This is a genomic window from Halarcobacter sp. (assembly GCF_963675975.1).
GTDB lineage: Bacteria > Campylobacterota > Campylobacteria > Campylobacterales > Arcobacteraceae > Halarcobacter.
The window spans coordinates 2,525,409-2,543,515 of the sequence record NZ_OY780939.1 but is presented as its reverse complement, the minus strand read 5'-3'; the positions used below and the strand labels follow the sequence as shown (position 1 = coordinate 2,543,515).

17 protein-coding genes and 1 tRNA gene are annotated in these 18,107 nt (G+C 26.8%); 10 read left to right on the top strand and 8 right to left on the bottom strand.

What is annotated here, in order from left to right; all coding sequences use genetic code 11:
* Positions 1-22: 22 nt before the first annotated feature.
* Together ACKU3H_RS12530 and ACKU3H_RS12525 are read right to left on the bottom strand one after the other, a co-directional pair.
* Positions 23-850, bottom strand: a complete 828-nt coding sequence (locus tag ACKU3H_RS12530; protein WP_320034205.1) for an ABC transporter ATP-binding protein — start codon at positions 848-850, stop codon at positions 23-25.
* Positions 847-966, bottom strand: a complete 120-nt coding sequence (locus tag ACKU3H_RS12525) for a FeoB-associated Cys-rich membrane protein (RefSeq protein WP_320034204.1) — start codon at positions 964-966, stop codon at positions 847-849. The genes ACKU3H_RS12530 and ACKU3H_RS12525 overlap by 4 nt, the downstream gene beginning before the upstream one ends.
* Positions 967-1,192: 226 nt before the next feature.
* On the opposite strand from ACKU3H_RS12525, the gene ACKU3H_RS12520 reads away from it, so the two are divergent.
* Together ACKU3H_RS12520 and ACKU3H_RS12515 are read left to right on the top strand one after the other, a co-directional pair.
* On the top strand, positions 1,193-2,227 hold the full coding sequence (locus ACKU3H_RS12520; protein ID WP_320034203.1) for a low specificity L-threonine aldolase: 1,035 nt from the start codon (positions 1,193-1,195) through the stop codon (positions 2,225-2,227).
* A 75-nt stretch (positions 2,228-2,302) separates the two neighbouring features.
* Positions 2,303-2,920 (top strand): hypothetical protein, encoded by a 618-nt coding sequence (locus ACKU3H_RS12515; protein ID WP_320034202.1) that lies wholly within the window; start codon positions 2,303-2,305, stop codon positions 2,918-2,920.
* A gap of 1 nt (position 2,921) precedes the next feature.
* Here the strand turns inward: ACKU3H_RS12515 and ACKU3H_RS12510 are convergent.
* From ACKU3H_RS12510 to ACKU3H_RS12500, 3 genes are all read right to left on the bottom strand, one after another.
* Positions 2,922-3,008, bottom strand: a tRNA-Leu gene (locus tag ACKU3H_RS12510).
* Between the two features lie 111 nt (positions 3,009-3,119).
* Positions 3,120-3,395 carry an HU family DNA-binding protein gene (locus ACKU3H_RS12505; RefSeq protein ID WP_320034201.1) on the bottom strand — a complete coding sequence of 92 codons (276 nt, stop codon included), beginning with the start codon at positions 3,393-3,395 and terminating at the stop codon, positions 3,120-3,122.
* Positions 3,396-3,511: 116 nt separating this feature from the next.
* A complete protein-coding gene (locus ACKU3H_RS12500) occupies positions 3,512-4,093 on the bottom strand; it encodes a class II aldolase and adducin N-terminal domain-containing protein (RefSeq protein ID WP_320034200.1) in 582 nt (193 codons plus the stop codon).
* Positions 4,094-4,166: 73 nt separating this feature from the next.
* Between ACKU3H_RS12500 and rsmH the strand changes: the two genes are divergently transcribed.
* From rsmH to ACKU3H_RS12480, 4 genes are read left to right on the top strand one after another with little or no spacing between them, the layout of a single operon-like run.
* The gene (rsmH, locus tag ACKU3H_RS12495) at positions 4,167-5,069 is read left to right on the top strand and encodes a 16S rRNA (cytosine(1402)-N(4))-methyltransferase RsmH (RefSeq protein ID WP_320034199.1); all 903 of its coding nucleotides are present in this window, start codon (positions 4,167-4,169) and stop codon (positions 5,067-5,069) included.
* Positions 5,062-5,331 carry a hypothetical protein gene (locus ACKU3H_RS12490; RefSeq protein WP_320034198.1) on the top strand — a complete coding sequence of 90 codons (270 nt, stop codon included), beginning with the start codon at positions 5,062-5,064 and terminating at the stop codon, positions 5,329-5,331. Before rsmH ends, ACKU3H_RS12490 begins: the two co-directional genes overlap by 8 nt.
* Positions 5,312-8,404 carry an efflux RND transporter permease subunit gene (locus ACKU3H_RS12485; protein ID WP_320034197.1) on the top strand — a complete coding sequence of 1,031 codons (3,093 nt, stop codon included), beginning with the start codon at positions 5,312-5,314 and terminating at the stop codon, positions 8,402-8,404. The genes ACKU3H_RS12490 and ACKU3H_RS12485 overlap by 20 nt, the downstream gene beginning before the upstream one ends.
* Positions 8,405-9,148, top strand: a complete 744-nt coding sequence (locus tag ACKU3H_RS12480) for a hypothetical protein (protein WP_320034196.1) — start codon at positions 8,405-8,407, stop codon at positions 9,146-9,148. It abuts the gene before it with no gap.
* On the opposite strand, the gene ACKU3H_RS12475 is transcribed toward ACKU3H_RS12480, so the two are convergent.
* From ACKU3H_RS12475 to ACKU3H_RS12465, 3 genes are all read right to left on the bottom strand, one after another.
* Positions 9,123-10,544 carry an SDR family oxidoreductase gene (locus tag ACKU3H_RS12475; RefSeq protein ID WP_320034195.1) on the bottom strand — a complete coding sequence of 474 codons (1,422 nt, stop codon included), beginning with the start codon at positions 10,542-10,544 and terminating at the stop codon, positions 9,123-9,125. The two genes, ACKU3H_RS12480 and ACKU3H_RS12475, sit on opposite strands and share 26 nt — an antisense overlap.
* Before the next feature lie 70 nt (positions 10,545-10,614).
* Positions 10,615-11,883 (bottom strand): SH3 domain-containing protein, encoded by a 1,269-nt coding sequence (locus ACKU3H_RS12470; protein ID WP_320034194.1) that lies wholly within the window; start codon positions 11,881-11,883, stop codon positions 10,615-10,617.
* Between the two features lie 23 nt (positions 11,884-11,906).
* Positions 11,907-12,878, bottom strand: a complete 972-nt coding sequence (locus ACKU3H_RS12465) for a tetratricopeptide repeat protein (RefSeq protein WP_320034193.1) — start codon at positions 12,876-12,878, stop codon at positions 11,907-11,909.
* A 115-nt stretch (positions 12,879-12,993) separates the two neighbouring features.
* On the opposite strand from ACKU3H_RS12465, the gene rraA reads away from it, so the two are divergent.
* The 4 genes from rraA (at position 12,994) to ACKU3H_RS12445 (ending at position 18,061) form a co-directional block, all read left to right on the top strand.
* Entirely contained in the window at positions 12,994-13,473 is a 480-nt protein-coding gene (rraA, locus tag ACKU3H_RS12460; protein WP_320034192.1) for a ribonuclease E activity regulator RraA, read from the top strand.
* A gap of 120 nt (positions 13,474-13,593) precedes the next feature.
* Positions 13,594-14,661 (top strand): ADP-ribosylglycohydrolase family protein, encoded by a 1,068-nt coding sequence (locus tag ACKU3H_RS12455; RefSeq protein WP_320034191.1) that lies wholly within the window; start codon positions 13,594-13,596, stop codon positions 14,659-14,661.
* 29 nt (positions 14,662-14,690) lie between these two features.
* Positions 14,691-16,790 (top strand): 5-histidylcysteine sulfoxide synthase, encoded by a 2,100-nt coding sequence (gene ovoA, locus ACKU3H_RS12450; protein WP_320034190.1) that lies wholly within the window; start codon positions 14,691-14,693, stop codon positions 16,788-16,790.
* Between the two features lie 32 nt (positions 16,791-16,822).
* Positions 16,823-18,061, top strand: a complete 1,239-nt coding sequence (locus ACKU3H_RS12445; protein WP_320034189.1) for a ComEC/Rec2 family competence protein — start codon at positions 16,823-16,825, stop codon at positions 18,059-18,061.
* The last annotated feature ends 46 nt before the right edge of the window (positions 18,062-18,107 follow it).

Sequence of the window (18,107 nt, the reverse complement as noted above, 5' to 3'; positions counted from 1 at the left end):
TTTTATAATAGATTTAATCATTTCAATATTTTCCAACAAAGCCCAAAAATTTTTCTTCAAAATCTGTTTGAATTTCTTTAAGTTCTTCTATGTTTTCAAAGGTATACAGTTTCTTTTCACCTTTATATTCTTCTATTCTATGTACTTTTGATTCTGGTATTTTTTCATTATTTAGTCTATAGCATTTAAAGTTTTTAATAAAATTATTCATTGTATCTTGATGAATAACACCACCTTTTTGTACAATTGCCATTTCATCAATAAGCCCAACTAAATCACCCATAACATGAGAAGTTATTAGTACAGTTTTATTTTTATCTTTTACATAATCTTTTAAATAATCAATAAACAATCTTCTATATCCAGCATCTAAACCCATTGAATAATCATCTAAAATCAATAGTTTTGCATCTTGGGCGAAAATTGTTCCTAAAACAACTTGAGATTTTTGTCCAAAGGATAAAGTAGAAAGTTTTTGCTTATAATCTAAATTCATTAAATCTACAAGTTCATAAAAAATATTTTTATTCCAATTTTTATAAAATGGGGCAAAAAAAGCTTCAATCTCTTTAATTGTCATATAATCATATGCAACAAATCCCTCATGAAGTAGAGCTATTTTTTCTTTTGTTGTAGTTGATAGATTATGAGAAGTTTCGCCAAAGATTAAACATCTTCCTTTTTTGGGAGTTATGTATCCCATAAGTATATTTATTAGTGTTGATTTTCCAACACCATTTTTCCCAAGAATTCCATATATCGAACCCTCTTTAATATTTAAATTTAAATTTTCATAGATAATTTTTGTACCATAAGAATGATACAGATTTTTTATTTCAATTAGATTCATTTTTTTTCAGAAGGACAGTCTTTACTTCCACAATTGCAACCATTATTTTTGAATGTTTTTTTATAAAAATAATATGCTGAAAATAAAGCAATTAATATTAAAAATACCTCTTCCATAATTTTCCTTTTTTGATGTGTAATTTATAATCAATATGATAATCATTATTAACTTTGTGTGAGCTTAAAATTATGAATATTTATATTACTTTAAAAATTTAATTAGTATTTAAGTTAAAATAAAATTTTTGTAGCTAATTAATAAGTCTATTTTCTATCAGTAATAAATAAAATAATCTTTTTTGATAATGATATAATTAATCATAGTAAATGATAAAGGATAGATATGTATGAAAAGATAGAAGAGCAATTTGCAAGTGACAATTATTCACAAATTTGTCCTGAAGTACTTGAAAAAATAATAGAATCAAATAATGATTATGCTCCAGCTTATGGAAATGACTATTATACAAAATATGCTGCAGATAAATTAAGAGAATTGTTTGAAATAGATTGTGAAGTTTTTTTTGTATTTAATGGAACTGCTGCAAATTCTTTAAGTTTGGCATCTTTATGTAACTCTTATCATAGTATTATTTGTAGTGATGTCGCACATATAGAAACAGATGAATGTGGTGCTCCAGAATTTTTTTCAAATGGAGCAAAACTACTTGTGGGTAATTCGAATAATGGAAAATTAACTCCTGAAGAGATAAGTCATTTTGCAACAAAAAGAGATGATATTCATTATCCTAAGCCAAAAGTTATATCTATAACACAATCGACTGAATTAGGTACAGTTTATACAATAGAAGAGTTAAAAGCTATAAAAGAAGTTGCAAATAAATATAATCTGTATATTCAAATGGATGGAGCAAGATTTGCCAATGCAGTTGCTAGTTTAGATTGTAAACCTGCTGATATTACTTGGAAAGTAGGAGTTGATGTATTATGCTTTTCAGGAACAAAAAATGGTATGGCTATGGGTGAAGTTGTTATATTCTTTAATAAAGATTTAGCAGAAGATTTTGACTATAGATGTAAACAAGCAGGGCAATTAGCTTCTAAAATGAGATTTATTTCAGCCCAGTGGATTGGATTATTGGAAAATGATTTGTGGAGAAAAAATGCAGAACATGCAAATGCTATGGCTAAATATTTTGAAAAAAGAATAAAAGAGATTGATAATATAAGTATAAAATTCCCCGTAGAATCAAATAGTGTATTTGTAGAAATGACTGAGGATATGGTAACTAAATTAAGAACTAAGAAATGGCTATTTTATAGTTTTATTGGTTTAGGTGGTGGAAGATTTGTATTTTCCTGGAATACAACAAAAGAAAGAATTGATAAAATTATCGAAGATATATTAGGAAAATAATATATTATTTAATTCTTTATATAAAGTTTTTTGTCTACTTATTGTATTATTTAATAATAAAATTTAAGGTAGTAAATGAATAATAATAAAATTTTATTAGTAGATACAGAAAATAACACTATTGAAAAAATAAGTTTACTTATTAATGAGTTTACAGAGTTTGAATTAGTGGTTAATGACAATTATATAGAATTAATAGAAGAATATAGTGCAAATAAGTATAAATATATTATTATTGAACATAATTGTGAAAATTCTAATAAATTCATAAATCATATTTTTACTGTTAATCCTTCTCAGAAAGTTATATTGATAAGTGATAGTATTAATTGTCCTATTGATTGTGATACTTGTCTTTCTACTCTTAAATTTGTTCGATTGTTAAAACCTGTTGATCTAAAAGCTGTATTAGATTATATAAATTTATCAAATGAATTTATCTGTCCAAACAGATTTAGATTCGATTCAATAGATACAGTAGATAAATTTTTTGATTTTATTAATTTAGAATCAAATATATATTTTACAAAAAAAGAGATTATTGAAAATCAATTAATTATAACTGCTAAAGATCCAGATGATAAATTAAGAATTGATGAATTAGAAAAAATTAAAGAGAATATAAATCTAAAATATTTTGAATATGAATTTAAAGAAAATAATTCACTTGCTATAAAATCAAAAATATATTAAGTGGTACCCGTGGTCGGACTCGAACCGACAAGACCGTGAAGTCATCGGATTTTGAATCCGACGTGTTTACCAGTTTCACCACACGGGCACTTAAAAATAGGACAGAATTATACTGAATAATTCTTAATAAGTTATTTAATTTAGAGTAAAAAAAAGGGAAACCCGAAGGTTTCCCTTTTAAGAGATAAAAAAGAAGTAATTATTTAGCAACCGCTTCTTTTAAAGCTTTTCCAACTTTGAATTTTGCAACAGTTGTAGCTGGAACTTTAACAGTTTTGTCTGTTCCAGGAACTTTTGCAGTTCTCTCAGCTCTATCAGCTGTACTAAAAGTACCGAATCCGATGAAACTAACAGTTTCTTTTTTTACTAAAGTCTCAGTAATTGTGTCTAATACTGCATCAACTGCACCTTTAGCATCTTTTTTAGATAATCCAGCCTTTGCTGCAACTGCGTCAATAAATTCAGCTTTGTTCATAGAAGAACTCCTTGTGTAAGATTTAAAATATTTAAAAACTTTATAGTATTTAAGCTTTAAAATAGCTAAAAATGAGGCTCTTTAGCTAAATTATTATAGAAAAATTTGCATTTTTATTATTGATACGATGATTTTAGGCTCAAAAGCCTACAAGAGTTCTCTAAAATTGCTACTCTTTTTACTAAATTATTTATGTCTCTGTCATAAACATATGTACCAATTCCTCTTATAACCATAATTCTTTCATTGCTTTCTTTTAAGTATTTTGTAATCTCTAAAGCATTTCTATCATACCAAGTGTTGAAATCTCCTGGATCATAAATTGGAACTTTACCACCTAAGGTTGTTTTTCCAAAAAAATCATCAAGAATTATTTCATCATGATCAAAAGTATAAGCTGTTGTATAAATAGGTACACCAAAAGCAATATATTTTGCTTCATGAATATTTGTATATATAGTTGAGTGTATATCTGATTCTATACTTGCAATTTTCCATCTATAATCTTTTTTTGTCATATTAAGTTCACAAAAAGAGTTTTCTCTCATCTCATCAAATATTGCATCAGCAGAGTTTATTATAAATGAATTATAATCGAGTTTTGCAGAGATAGCACCATGATATATACCAAAAAAGTTTTTTCTAAACATTGTTAATGATAAGTCACTTAAAAGCTTTACTATATTTGCATCAATCATTTTAAAAAGCCTTAAATATTATTTTGGGTATTATAACCAATCACAAATAAAAGATTGTTATTAAGGATAGATTATGGAAGTTCCCCATATTCCAGTACTATATGAAGAGGTTTTAGAAGCCTTTAAAGATATTGATAGTGGATATATTATTGACTGTACTACTGGATATGCTGGTCATAGCTTAGGTTTATTAAAACAAAATGATAATATTCAACTAATATGTAATGACCAAGATGAAGAAGCATTGGTTTTTTCAAAAAATAGATTAAATGATTATAAGCAAAGAGTTCTTTTCAACCAAGGAAATTTTGAACATGTACTTGAAACTTTTAAAGGTTTTCAAATAAGAGGTATTTTAGCTGATATTGGAGTCTCATCTTTACAACTAGATAAAAGTGAAAGAGGTTTTGGCTTTGATGGGGACACTCTTGATATGAGAATGGACCAAACAAAAAGTCTAGATGCTTCTGTTGTAGTTAATACATATTCTCAAAACGAATTAGAAAGAGTATTTAAAGAGTATGGTGAAGTAAGAGAGTATAAAAAAGTTGCATCTTTGATTGTAAACAATAGACCTTTTAATTCTGCAAAAGAGTTAGCAGATTTTTTATCAAAAAATATGAGTAAAGGGAAAATTCATCCAGCAACACTTCCTTTTCAAGGAATTAGAATAGAAGTAAATGATGAATTAGGTGTTTTAGAAAGACTTTTTGAATCAATTGAAGCTATAAAACCTAAAAATTGTATAGTTGCAATTATCTCATTTCATTCATTAGAGGATAGAATTGTTAAAAACTATTTTAAAAAATGGAAAAAATCTTGTATTTGTCCACCAGATTCTTTTAAATGTACTTGTGGGAATAATCATGCTTTAGGAAAAATACTTACAAAAAAACCAATTATCCCAACAAAAGATGAAATTAAACAAAATCCAAGAAGTAGAAGTTCAAAATTAAGGATATTTAAATTTGACTAAACTAAATTCTAAAAATTCAATAATTATTGTTTTTTCAGCATTATTAGTTGTTCTAACTCTTTATTTCCCTAAAATCTATTTAGTGAATAATATATATTATGTAAGTAAAGATATAAATAAACTGTATGCCCATTATATATCTTTAAAAGAGGAAAATAAATTCCTTGCTCAACAATTAGAAGATATGAAATTTAAAAACCAGATTGAGGATTCACTTATAATATTTAGTATTGAGGGAAAATATGATCCAAACAATAATTGAGTTTGCTCTAAAAAAGAATATTCTTAACCATCTCTTTTTAATTTTTATCTTTATACTTTCTATTTTTGCTTATTTAAAAATACCAAAAGAAATATTTCCCCCTTCATCTATGGATGCAGTTTTAATATCAGGTTCATATGCAGGAGCTAGTTCTGATATATTAGATAAAATTGCAGTTGAAGAGATAGAAGATGAGCTTTTAAGTGTAAGTGAAGTAGAAAAGATTACTTCTGTTATAAAAAATGGAAGTTTTTCAATAACAGCAGAACTTAAAAGTGGAGAGGAATCAAATCTAGTAGTTGATGATATAAAAGATATTATCACAAAAATTAAAACAAATCTTCCATCAGATATGGATGACCCTACAGTAAAAACTCTAACTCAAAACTTTCCTTTGATTACTGTAGCAGTTTATTCTAATACAGAAGCTTCAAAAGAAGAGTTATTAGATATAGCTGATGATGTAAAATCAAAAATCCAACAACTAAAAGACTTAGAAAATGTAAGTGTACTAGGAAAAAGTGATAAAGAGTTACTTATCTCTTTTAATGAAGACAAAATTGAAGCTTTTGGATTGTCAAATGTTCAAGTTGTCTCAGTTGTTCAAAACCTAAGTTCAATATTTCCTGTTGGGATTATAAAAGATAGTTCAAGACACTATTATTTAAGTACATATAATGGTGAAAAAAATATTGAAGATATAAAAAATACCAAAATCAGAGTAGGGGATAAAACTTTATATTTAAAAGATATTGCAAATATAGAATATACCTTTGCTGACGTAAGTGATAAATCCCACTTTAATGCAAAAACAAATGTAGCCATAAGTATTAGTAAAAGTGAAGAGGGTGACTCTATTGAGTTAGTTAAAAAGATTAAAGAGATAACAAAAGAGTTTGAAAAAAAATATACAAATATAGATTTTGATACATATATTGATACTTCTATTTGGATTAAAAATAGACTTAATACTGTTGTATCTAATATTCTTTTTGGATTGATGCTTTTATTTGTTGCTTTATTACTTTTTATAAACTTTAGAATTGCATTAGTTATAGCAGTAGGTATTCCAACCTCTTTTATGATAGGTTTAATCTCAGCAGAAGCATTGGGATATAGTTTAAATATGCTATCTCTTTTAGGGGCTTTAATAGCTTTAGGTATGTTAGTAGATGAGGCTATTGTAGTTGCAGAAAATATTTATAGACATTTAGAGATGGGAAAAGATAAATTTACAGCTGCTAGAGATGGTGCACTAGAGATGTATCCTGCTGTATTAACTGCAACTGCCACAACTATATTTGCTTTTTTACCTATACTTTTGATGAGTGGTGAAACTGGTAAATTTATGAAAATTTTGCCAATTATGATTTCTATACTATTAATAAGTTCCTTACTTGAGGCTTTTTTCTTTTTACCTTTGCATGCAAAAGAGTTATTAAAAGTTAGCCATGAAGATAGAAAATCTCACAAAATCTGGGATTTTAATAAAAAACTATATCACGATATTTTAAACTTTTTATTAAAAGGAAAATATATATCTTTAGCACTTCTAGTATTTGCAATTATTGCTGGGACAATGATACTTATGAAGTCTTCAAAATTTAAGTTTATGCCAGATTTTGATTCTACCCAAGTATATATTACAGGTTCTGTTGGAGTTGGAAATAAAATAGAACAGACGGAACAAAGAGTTTTTGAATTAGAAAAATTACTTTTAAAAAATTTAGACTTTAAAACTGAAATTCAATCTATTAGTTCAGTTACAGGGATGAAACTTGATGGTAAAAACCAACCAGAATATGAAGAGTTTTATTTCCAGATTTTTGTAAACTTATATGAAAGAGCCCCTCAAAATATTTTTGATAAATATATTAATCCATATTTGTCTCCAAAATATGATGATACAAATATGTTAAGAGAAAGCAGTGCACAAGATATAGAAAATCTTATAAAAAAACATTTTGACAAAAGTATTGATATAAAAAGTTTTGATGAATTAAAAGTTTTTGTACCAAAAGCTGGGATTGTTAAAAACGATTTAGAACTATCTGTTTCGGGAGACACCCAAAAAGTACAAGATGCTGTAAAAGTATTAAAAGATACTTTAAGCTCTATCTCTGGGGTTTCAAATATTGCTGATGATTCCTTACTTGGAAATTATGAGTTGAAATTTAAAGTAAACTCTTATGGATACGATTTAGGCTTTAATGAAGAGCAAATTTTATCTGAGCTTAGACCAATGTATTTAAAAGGTACTTATTCTAAAATGTTTGATGATAAAGGGATTATTGATATTGTATTTAAAAGTGAAAACAAAGATATCTTAAGTTCATTAGATAGATTAGAAATCTCTATTCCAAACACTGAACAAAAAGTTTTATTGTCAAATGTGGTTGATTTTATTAAAATACCTGCATATTCTCAAATATTTAAAGAAGATAATAAAAGAATTACAAGTGTAACAGCATCTATTACAAATACAACTTCAAATGAAGTGTTTGAAAAATTAAAACCAACTTTAGATAGTTTAAAAACAAGTGTAAGTATTGATATAAAAGGGGAACAACAAGAGAATGAAAAGGTTCAAAGAGAGATGGGACAAGCAGCTTTAATGGCTGTAATTCTAATCTTTATTGCTCTTGTATGGATGTTTGATTCTATTGTTAAATCTTTGATTATTATTACAACTATCCCTTTATCTATTTTAGGTGTATATTTTGGACACTTTATTATGGGAGTAAATATTACAATGCCAAGTTTAATTGGTATGGTAGGACTTGCCGGAGTTATAGTAAATGATGGAATTATTATGATGGATTTTATTAAAAAATCTAAAAACTTAGAAGAGCTAAAAGAGTATGCTATTTTAAGATTAAGACCAATTTTACTAACATCAATTACTACTGTTTTAGGTTTAAGTAGTTTGATATTTTTCCCTTCAGGACAAGCTTTGATTCTTCAACCAATGGCTTTAGCTTTAGGTTTTGGAATCCTTTGGGCAACTATATTAAACCTTTATTATGTACCTATGGTTTATCGAATTATCTATTTAAGAAAAGTGGATAAATAGTTGCAAGATAGATATGCAGCTGATATTGGAGATTTTGGAAAGTTTCAACTTCTTCGATATCTTTTTTTAGATTCCTCTTTTTTGATATCTCAACTTTGGTTTATGTACCCTGATGAAACCCACAATAGTGATGGAAGATATATTAACTATTTTGAAAAAGTAAAAGGTTTTGATAAAGATTTAGAAGATAGTTTTAAATATATTATTGAAAATAGAAGAGAAGTAAAAGCTTTAGAAGATGCAAGATTGATTAATAATACAAGCTACTTTAGGGATATATTAGAAAAGGATTGCAATCTTGAGTATAGAAAAAATTGGTTTTTAAAAGCTTATGAGTTTTCAAAAAATAAGCAAATCATTCTTACTGACTCAGATAATGGAATAGCAACAAGATGCGATAGAGTTAAAAAAGATATAGAGATTCTAAGTTATAACTCTTTAGAAAAAAAATCAAAAAGTGGAAAATATATTTTTTTAGATGAGATTGAGATGCTTTTTGATATAAGTGAAACCTTGATTGTTTATCATCATTTAAATAGATGTTTTTCACACGATGAACAAATAGAAATACTACTTCAAGATTTTAAAAATAGATTCAAAAAGGTATTGGCTATCAAGCATAAACCTTATTCTCCAAGGGTTTATTTCTTTTTAGTAAAAGAAGAAAAACACTACAATATGTTTCTTTCAAGACTAAAAGAGTTTGAAGAAAACTATGCTATCCACTGGAAGCTCTTTTTATAATTCCATCAATCATATCATTAAATACAAAATAGTGTAAAGGTATTAAACTATACCAATATAAACGTCCCAATACCCCTTTTGGATAAAAATAAGCGGATTGTATTAGTTTGTTATCTTCTATTTTAAACTCCAACCAAGCAACACCTGGTAGTTTCATTTGTGCATATAAAAGAAGTCTCTCATTTTCTTGTATATCTACAACTCTCCAAAAGTCTAAACTCTCACCAATTCTTAGTTTATTTTGGTCTCTTCTTCCTCTTCTTAATCCTACACCACCTAAAGCTTTATCAATAAAACCTCTTAGTTTCCATAAATAATCAAAGGCAAACCAACCATTGTTTCCACCAATACTAATAAAACTTTCATATACTTTTTTATTTGGTAAATCATTTATATCTTTTATTCTTCTATCTACAAAAACTGCATCAGCTAATTGCTCTGTATGGTTTTTGTCCCAAATTTGCCCAGAGTGATCACTCCATCTACTTATTACTTGATTTGTTTCTATCTCTTCAATAGCTTTTTTTACACTTGATAAAAAACTTATTGGTTTTATATTTGGAAAATATTTTTTTGCATTTTCATTTTGTATTATTACTTCTGATTTTAAACCTTCAATTAAAGCTTTTGCTACATTAAAAGGTACAGGTGTAAAAAGGTTTAACCAATATGAAGATAGATTTATTGATAAAAAAGGAAGAGGAATAAGTATCCTTTTTAGACCTAAAGCCTTTGCAGTTTGAAGCATCATCTCTTTGTATTGAAGTTGTTCTGAACCTATATCAACAATGATATTTTCTTTTTCTTGTAAATAAAGTGAAGCTGTTAGATACTGTATTACATCTTCAACTGCAATTGGTTGAGCTTTTGTATTAACCCATTTGGGTGTTGTCATTATTGGAAGTTTTTCTATTAGGTTTCTAATTATCTCAAAACTAGTACTTCCTGAACCTATTATTACTCCAGCTCTTAACCAAACTGTCTGTACTTTTTTAGAAGAACTTAATATCTCTCCGGTTTCAATTCTACTTAAAAGATGCTCACTGGTATTTTCATCTTTTACTCCAAGACCACCTAAATATATCACTTTTTTTACATTGCACTCTTGGGCTGTATCAATAAAGTTTTGAGCTGATATTTTATCTAGATTCTTATAGTCTTTACTACTTAAAGAATGTATTAGATAATAGGCTACATCCACATCTTTTAAAGCTTCTTTTAGACTATTTTTATCAAAACTATCACCTTCAACTACTTCTATATTAGAAGATAGTTCCCGTGATAATGTATTTTTATTTCTTACAAATAGCCTTAAGTTGATATTATCATCTGCTAATAGTTTTTGTTTTAGTCTTCTTCCTATATATCCTGAAGAACCGGTAAGTAATACTCTCATGACTCTTCCTTTTTTTCTTATCATATCATGAATAAATGGAAATTAATAGGTGTTTTTTATTGTGTTTGTCCTATTTTTCTAATAAAACGATTCCTCTAATTTTACTTAATATGGTACTGTTTTTATCCACATTTTGTATTTCAATTCCTGGTTCTAAAGAGGTAATTACTGTTTTCCCTACAATATTTCTTCCCCTTGAAAAAAGAGTATCCCAAGTTCTAACTCCCCACATATTATGCATTGCTAGGGGTTCATTGTCCATATTTCCAATATATAGCATAATATGACCTCTTAAATAGATAAGGGTTAAAAACGGTATTGCATTGTTTGCTATAAACTCTTTTTTCTCATCATTTGACATTTTGTATATATCTATATATTTATAACCTTTAGTTTGAGCTTTTGAGTTTCTATTTAGATATATTGCAAAAGGTGTGAAAAAATCTTGGGTAAAACTAGAACAATCTCTATGGTTGTTTAGTCCTCCCCATCCATATGGCTCACCAATAAACTCTTGTAGGAGCTTATTTATATTTTTTGAAGTAAACTCCAAAGGAAAAGGCTCTATAGAGTCTTTAGAAATATTGACTTCTTTTATTCCAGTATTTGTTGCTAAAAGATACTTGTCATCTGTATTTGGGAAAAATGTTCCAACTTTTAGATTTTCTGTAGTATTTATATTAAAAGTTTGATAACCCTCTTTAACTATAACTTCCAAAGGGTATTTTTTAAAGTTTTTAATCTCTTCATCATTTACAAAATATAGAGTATCAACTCTAACCCAACCTAAAACATAGTGAGATTGAACCAAAGCCCAAGCTTTGTCTTTAGAGAAGTGTGACACAAATACAGGCGTATTTATTTTAACCCTTGAATTTTGGTTATAGTCAAAAGGGAAACCTTCACCAGCTTTTTTAGGATTGTAAAGTATGGCACTACTAGTAGGTAATACTCTAAAATCAACATTTTTTGTTGTTATTGCTTTTAGTTTTGCATTATTGTATTCATCATAATTTGCATTTTCTAATAACTTTTTAAACCATTCTTTTTCTATTTGTCTATAGTTTTCTAAATAAACTACCCTTTTAGAGTAGATATTTCCCCACATAGCATCTTTTTTTGAGTAGCTTAGCTTTTCTAAATCCCAAGGAGAAAAATATTTTTTTATATACTTTTGACTTAATTTTTTTGTATCAATATTTGTTTGTTTGAAGTTTTTTATATATAAACTTGGATCTTGGGAGTAGTTCTTTACATCAGCAATTTTTACTTGTTTTGTAGTACATCCTTGAAAAGCAAGAAAAACCACAATTAATAATATATATTTTACTAGTTTCAAAATATAACCTTTTTAGTAATATTTTATATATTATCTAATTGAGCCTTAGTCTCATCTATATTTCTTAGGTTTTTTTCTACTCTATTTATAGCATCATTTATTAGTGATAAATCTTTTGGTTCATTTCCCAATTTTAAAGCTTGTTCATAATAATATATCGCTTTATGTAGTTTGTTTTTACTTTCATTTATTAATCCCAAATTGTACAATACTTCATAGCTGTTAGAATATAGGGTTTTATTTAATTTTTCTAATTTTAGTTCAGCACTATTTATATTTTTTTCTTTTAATAGATTAATAGAATCTTCAAACTCTTTTTGTATTTTTTTATTATCATTATTAATTGATTCTATTACTTCAATATCTAAAAACCTATAATGTGGTGCAATATCTTTTATAATATCTTTTGCAATCTCTTTTGCAAGACTAGGATTTATTCTTTGTATCTCTTCTTTATAGTAGTGATTATTGTATAGAAAAAGTGTGTTAAATCCACTTGAGTATCTATAACATCTATTTTCAAATTTTGTTTTTGTATATATTTTAGAGAACACAATTTCATGGTTTTTATCTAAAACTTTAACTTGAGTTTTAACTCTGAAGTTTTTTCTTTCACAAGGGATTCTTCTAAGTTTATATCTTACACAAGTTCTAATACCATTTATTGTTTCATATCTAGCACATCTTGATGTAAAATCTTCATCATAATATTTATAAAAATCAAGACTTGATTCTAATACTTCCCCCGAGACAACTCCATCTATATTTTCAAAAGAGGGTTTGATAGTAAATACATTTTTACTTTCAAGTTTTGCATTAGCAAGTTCATTTTCAAGATAATTTGTTTGATTTATATCATCATTTGTAAATTGTTCAAGAAATATATTATGGATATTCTCTTTTACTATATTTGATGATTCTAAACTTCTAACTGTAAGTTTAGTGGAGCAACCAATAAATAGTAAAGGAACAATCAAAAACAGATATTTACTCATTTATTATCCTTTATTTACCATATTCTACAATTAATTTGTATAAAAAATGTGATAATAAGTCAATATTAAAAATTTTTTGAGATAATTACTAATTAATGAATTATAAGGATAGTAAATGGATTTTTTTACTGCTGATATCTGTGATGAACATCCAGACAAAGTATATGTGTTAGATTGTGTATTTAAAAACTATGGTGCAAAAGAAAAAGTACAAGGAAATATTGTAACTGTAAGACTTGATAAAAACAATATTGAACTAATAAAAATATTAAGAGATGAAGATGGTACAGGTAAAATAGTTGTAGTAGATGTAGAAGATGAATACTTTGCAGTTGTGGGTGAAAACTTGATGAAGTTTGCATTAAAAAACAATTATGAAGCTATCATTGTAAATGGATATATAAGAGATACCCACCAAATAAAAGATATACCAGTCGCTTTATTTGCTAGAGGAACTTGTCCTAGAAAATATATACCTATGACACAAGGTGAAAGAGGAATTGAGCTTTCTTTTGGTGGAGTGAAGTTTTGTGAAGGTGATTATGTGTATGCAGATACTGATGGGATAATACTTACAAAAGAAAAAATCGTTTAAAAAATACAGCTTGTTTATAATTTTATATAAATTATTTAAACAAGCTTTTATTGACATTAATACTAATTAGTACTATAATTGGTTTTAATTACTACTAATTAGTATTAAAAGGAAAATATTATGGATTTAAAAGATAGAGCTCAAGGGGCAATTTTAGGTGCCTTTATTGGAGATGCCTTAGCTTTAGGCCCACATTGGTATTACGATTTAGATGAACAATATAAAGATTATGGAGAATGGATTACAACTTATACAAATCCTAAAGAGGGAAGGTATCACGAGCATGAAAAGGCTGGAAATCAATCCCAAGCAGGATATATTTTAAAATTAATGATTAAATCTATTATTGACAGCAAGGGTTATAATCAAGAAGATTTTTGTAAAAAATTAGATGAAGATTTATTTAAAAAGATTGATGGAATTCCAACTCATGGACCAGGAGGTTATACTTCACAGTCTATTAGAGAAGTATATAGACAAAGGGTTGAACAAAAACTATCTTGGGATGAGGTAGGAAGTAGGGCAGATACTACTGAAGCTATTGAAAGAACACTTGCTTTAGCTGTAATGTATGCAAGAAACCCTAAAAAACTGGCAAAAAGTGTTTCTCATAATACTTTTTTAACTCAAGTAGATGATGTAGTGGGTTCTATGACAGTTGCATACTCAGCTGTATTAGCTCAACTTATTCAAGGTGAAAAGCTAGATAAAGATATCTCAATAAAACTTATGAAACTTGTAAAAAAAGGGGAACTACCTTTTCATGCTGTAACATCTGATAATTTTCAGCCACCAAAACCAGGAGCAAAAGATCCTTCAAATATTGGATTATTTGCTTCTCCTGATGCACTTTTATCACCTTCTTATATGGCACAAGCTGCTGAAGATAAAGATATTAAGATAGAACCAGCTTGGAAAGTATCTTTAGTATATGGTATGCCATGTGCTATTTATCATATATTGCCAGCTAGTTATTATTTAGCTGCTAGATTTAAAGATGATTTTGAAGGTGCAATTTTAAACTCACTAAATGGTGGTGGACAAAACCAAGCAAGATCTATATTAACAGGAGCTTTAGTTGGGGCTCAAGTTGGATTAAAAAATATTCCTAAAAGGTTTATTGATGGATTAAATGAAAAAGATGAGATTTTAGAATTAACTAAAAAACTTTCAGATATTATTGAATAAGATATATAGTAAATAAACTAGAGGTGACTATGAATTATATTAAAGATACTATAAATTTAAGTGTTGGGACTGTTGAAGAAAAAAGAGAAGAGATTAAAAAGTATTTTTTACAAACTTATGAATTAGATGAAAAGTTGTTTGAATTATTAGAAAAAAAAGATTATTTATATGAACAACCAAACAGATTAAGACATCCTTTGATTTTTTATTATGGACATACTGCTACTTTTTTTATGAATAAATTAAATGTTGCAAATATTATAAACAAAAGAATAAATAAAAGCTATGAATCAATATTTGCAATTGGTGTTGATGAGATGAGTTGGGATGATTTAAATAGTGAAAACTATACTTGGCCTAGCTTTGAGCAAACAAAAGCATATAGAGATGAAGTAAAAGAGATAATTTTAGATTTAATTGAAAATCTAGAATTTACTATGCCAATTAACTGGGAGAGTCCTCTGTGGATTATCCTTATGGGAATTGAACATGAAAATATTCATATTGAAACATCATCTGTATTATTAAGAGAATTAGATATAAGCTATTTGAACCAAGATGAAATATTTGAATATAACAATGAAACAAGCAATGAATACCCACAAAATGAACTAGTTGAAGTAAAAGGTGGTGAAGTAATCCTTGAAAAAGATTATAATGAACCAGTTTTTTACGGCTGGGACAATGAATTCTCTTTTCATAAAGCAAAAATAAAAGATTTTAAAGCAAGTAAATATTTAGTTTCAAATGGAGAGTTTTTAGAATTTGTAAAAGAAGGTGGCTATTCTAAGCTACACTATTTTACTAAAGACGGCTTAAAGTGGTTAGATTTTAGTAAAGCCAAATATCCAACATTTTGGGTGAAAAAAGATGAAGAGTTTTATTTAAGAGAGATAAATAGAATTATTCCATTACCATTAAACTATCCAGTTGATATAAATGTATATGAAGCTGAAGCTTTTTGTAAATATAAAAGTGAGAAGTTAGGTTTTGAAGTTAGACTTCCAAGTGAAGATGAATATTATAGATTAAATGATTATGTAAATGCCCAAGAGTGTGAAGCAAATATTGGATTAAAATATTTTAACCAAACACCAGTTGATAAATATAAAATGGGTGACTTTTATGATGTAGTTGGAAATGTATGGCAATGGAGTATAACTCCAACGTATCCATTTGATGGATTTAAAACCCATCCAGCTTATGATGATTTTACAACTCCAACTTTTGATGATAGACATGCTCTTATGAAGGGTGGTTCTTTTATTAGTTTAGGAAATGAGATTTTAAGAAGTGCAAGATATGCCTTTAGAAAACACTTTTTCCAACATGCTGGATTTAGATATGTAAAAAGTGATAATGAATATAGAACAAAATTAAATGACAATGTATATGAAACAGATGAACAAATATCACAGTATTGTGAGTTTCATTATGGAGAAGAGTTTTACAATGTAAAAAACTTCCCTAAAAACTCTGTAGAGGTTTTAAAACCATATTTAAAAGATATTAATACAAACAAAGCACTTGATTTGGGTTGTTCAGTTGGTAGAAGTACTTTTGAGTTAGGAAAAGTTTTTGATGAGGTTTTAGGTATTGATTTTAGTGCTAATTTTATTAATGTTGGAGTGAAGCTTAAAAAATATGATTCTTTAACATATAAAGTGGCAACTGAGGGTGACCTTTTTGATGAAAAAACTGTTTCTTTAGCTGATTTGGATTTAGAACAAATAAAAGATAAAGTTGAGTTTATGCAAGGAGATGCTTGTAACTTAAAAGATATTTATACAGGATACGACCTAATATTTTGTTCAAACCTAATTGATAGATTATATTATCCACAAAAGTTTTTAGATGATATACCAAACAGAGTAAATGAAAATGGATTATTAGTTTTACTTAGCCCTTATACTTGGTTAGAAGAATATACTCCAAAACAAAACTGGTTAGGTGGCTTTATTAGAGATAATAAAGAGGTAAAAACCTTAGATACTTTAAAACAAAACTTAGAAGACAGATATGAACTTGTAGATACAATCGATGTTCCTTTTGTAATAAAAGAAACAAATAGAAAGTTTCAACACTCAATCTCACAAATGAGTATATGGAAAAGAAAAGCTACTAAATAATATTTATAGTTATAATATTGTAAACTATTCAAATGGATAGTTTACAATTACTCTCAGACAAGAAAGATTTTTTCGCACTTTTTTTATTGATATTATTTGTATTAAGTACAAATCTTATTTTCGAGTATTTTAAATATTCAAAAATAAAACAAGAAGAGATTTATGAAGATAGTTTTAGAATAATTAATATCTATAATAAAAAAGACTATTATGTATTAAAACTAAAAAATGATGACTTAACATTTTTTACCTCAATAAACAAAAAATTAAAAGTTGAAAAACTAGATTACATAAATATAGCTTTTATAACACTACAAGTTGATTTCTTTACTTTTTTAAAAGGTTTTTATGCTAAATCAATATATGTTGAGAAAGAGAAAAAAGAGGATGATTTTAAAAAGATTTTATATGAAAAAATAGTATCCCAACATAAACAAATAGAATTAAAACAACTATTCTCTGCTTTATTTTTAGCAGTTCCCATATCTAAAGAATATAGAGATATTTATACAGGACTTTCAATTAGTCATTTAATAGCAATTTCAGGTTTTCACCTATCAATTCTAACAGCTATAATATATGCATTGATTTTCTATCCTTATAAAATAATCCAGGAAAAATACTTTTTATATAGAAATAGAAAGATGGATATTATGTTTATATCAACAATAGTATTATTCTTTTATCTTTTATTAACAGATATGGTGCCTTCACTTTTAAGAAGCTTTGTAATGTTTGTTTTTGCAATAATATTTCTTCGCTCAAATATAAAACTACTTTCTTATAAAACATTGTTAATCACTTGCTTATTTATAATCTCTCTTTATCCACAATATATATTTTCAATATCTTTATGGTTTTCATTAAGTGGTGTGTTTTATATATTTTTATATTTACAATATTTTAAAAGTTTGCCTGTACTAATAAATATAGTATTTTTTAATTTCTGGATATATTTTGCTTTTAATCCAATAATTCATTTTTTCTTTTTTGATACCTCTTATGAGCAACTTTTTTCACCTATTCTTACTTTGATTTTTTCTATTTTTTATCCCTTTGAACTTTTTCTTCACTTGATAAATTATGGTAATTTATTAGATAATTATTTAATGTATTTATTAAATTTCAGTTTAGATATTAAACAATATGAAACTTCACTTTATTTTTTTGCTGTTTATATACTATTCAGTTTATTAAGTATTTTTGGTAAAAAATATTTTATAATTTTAAATATATTATTAATGATATTTAGTATCAATATGTTTATTTAATGCAAATTTTATTAAAATAAACTAAATAATAATATTTAATTGGTAA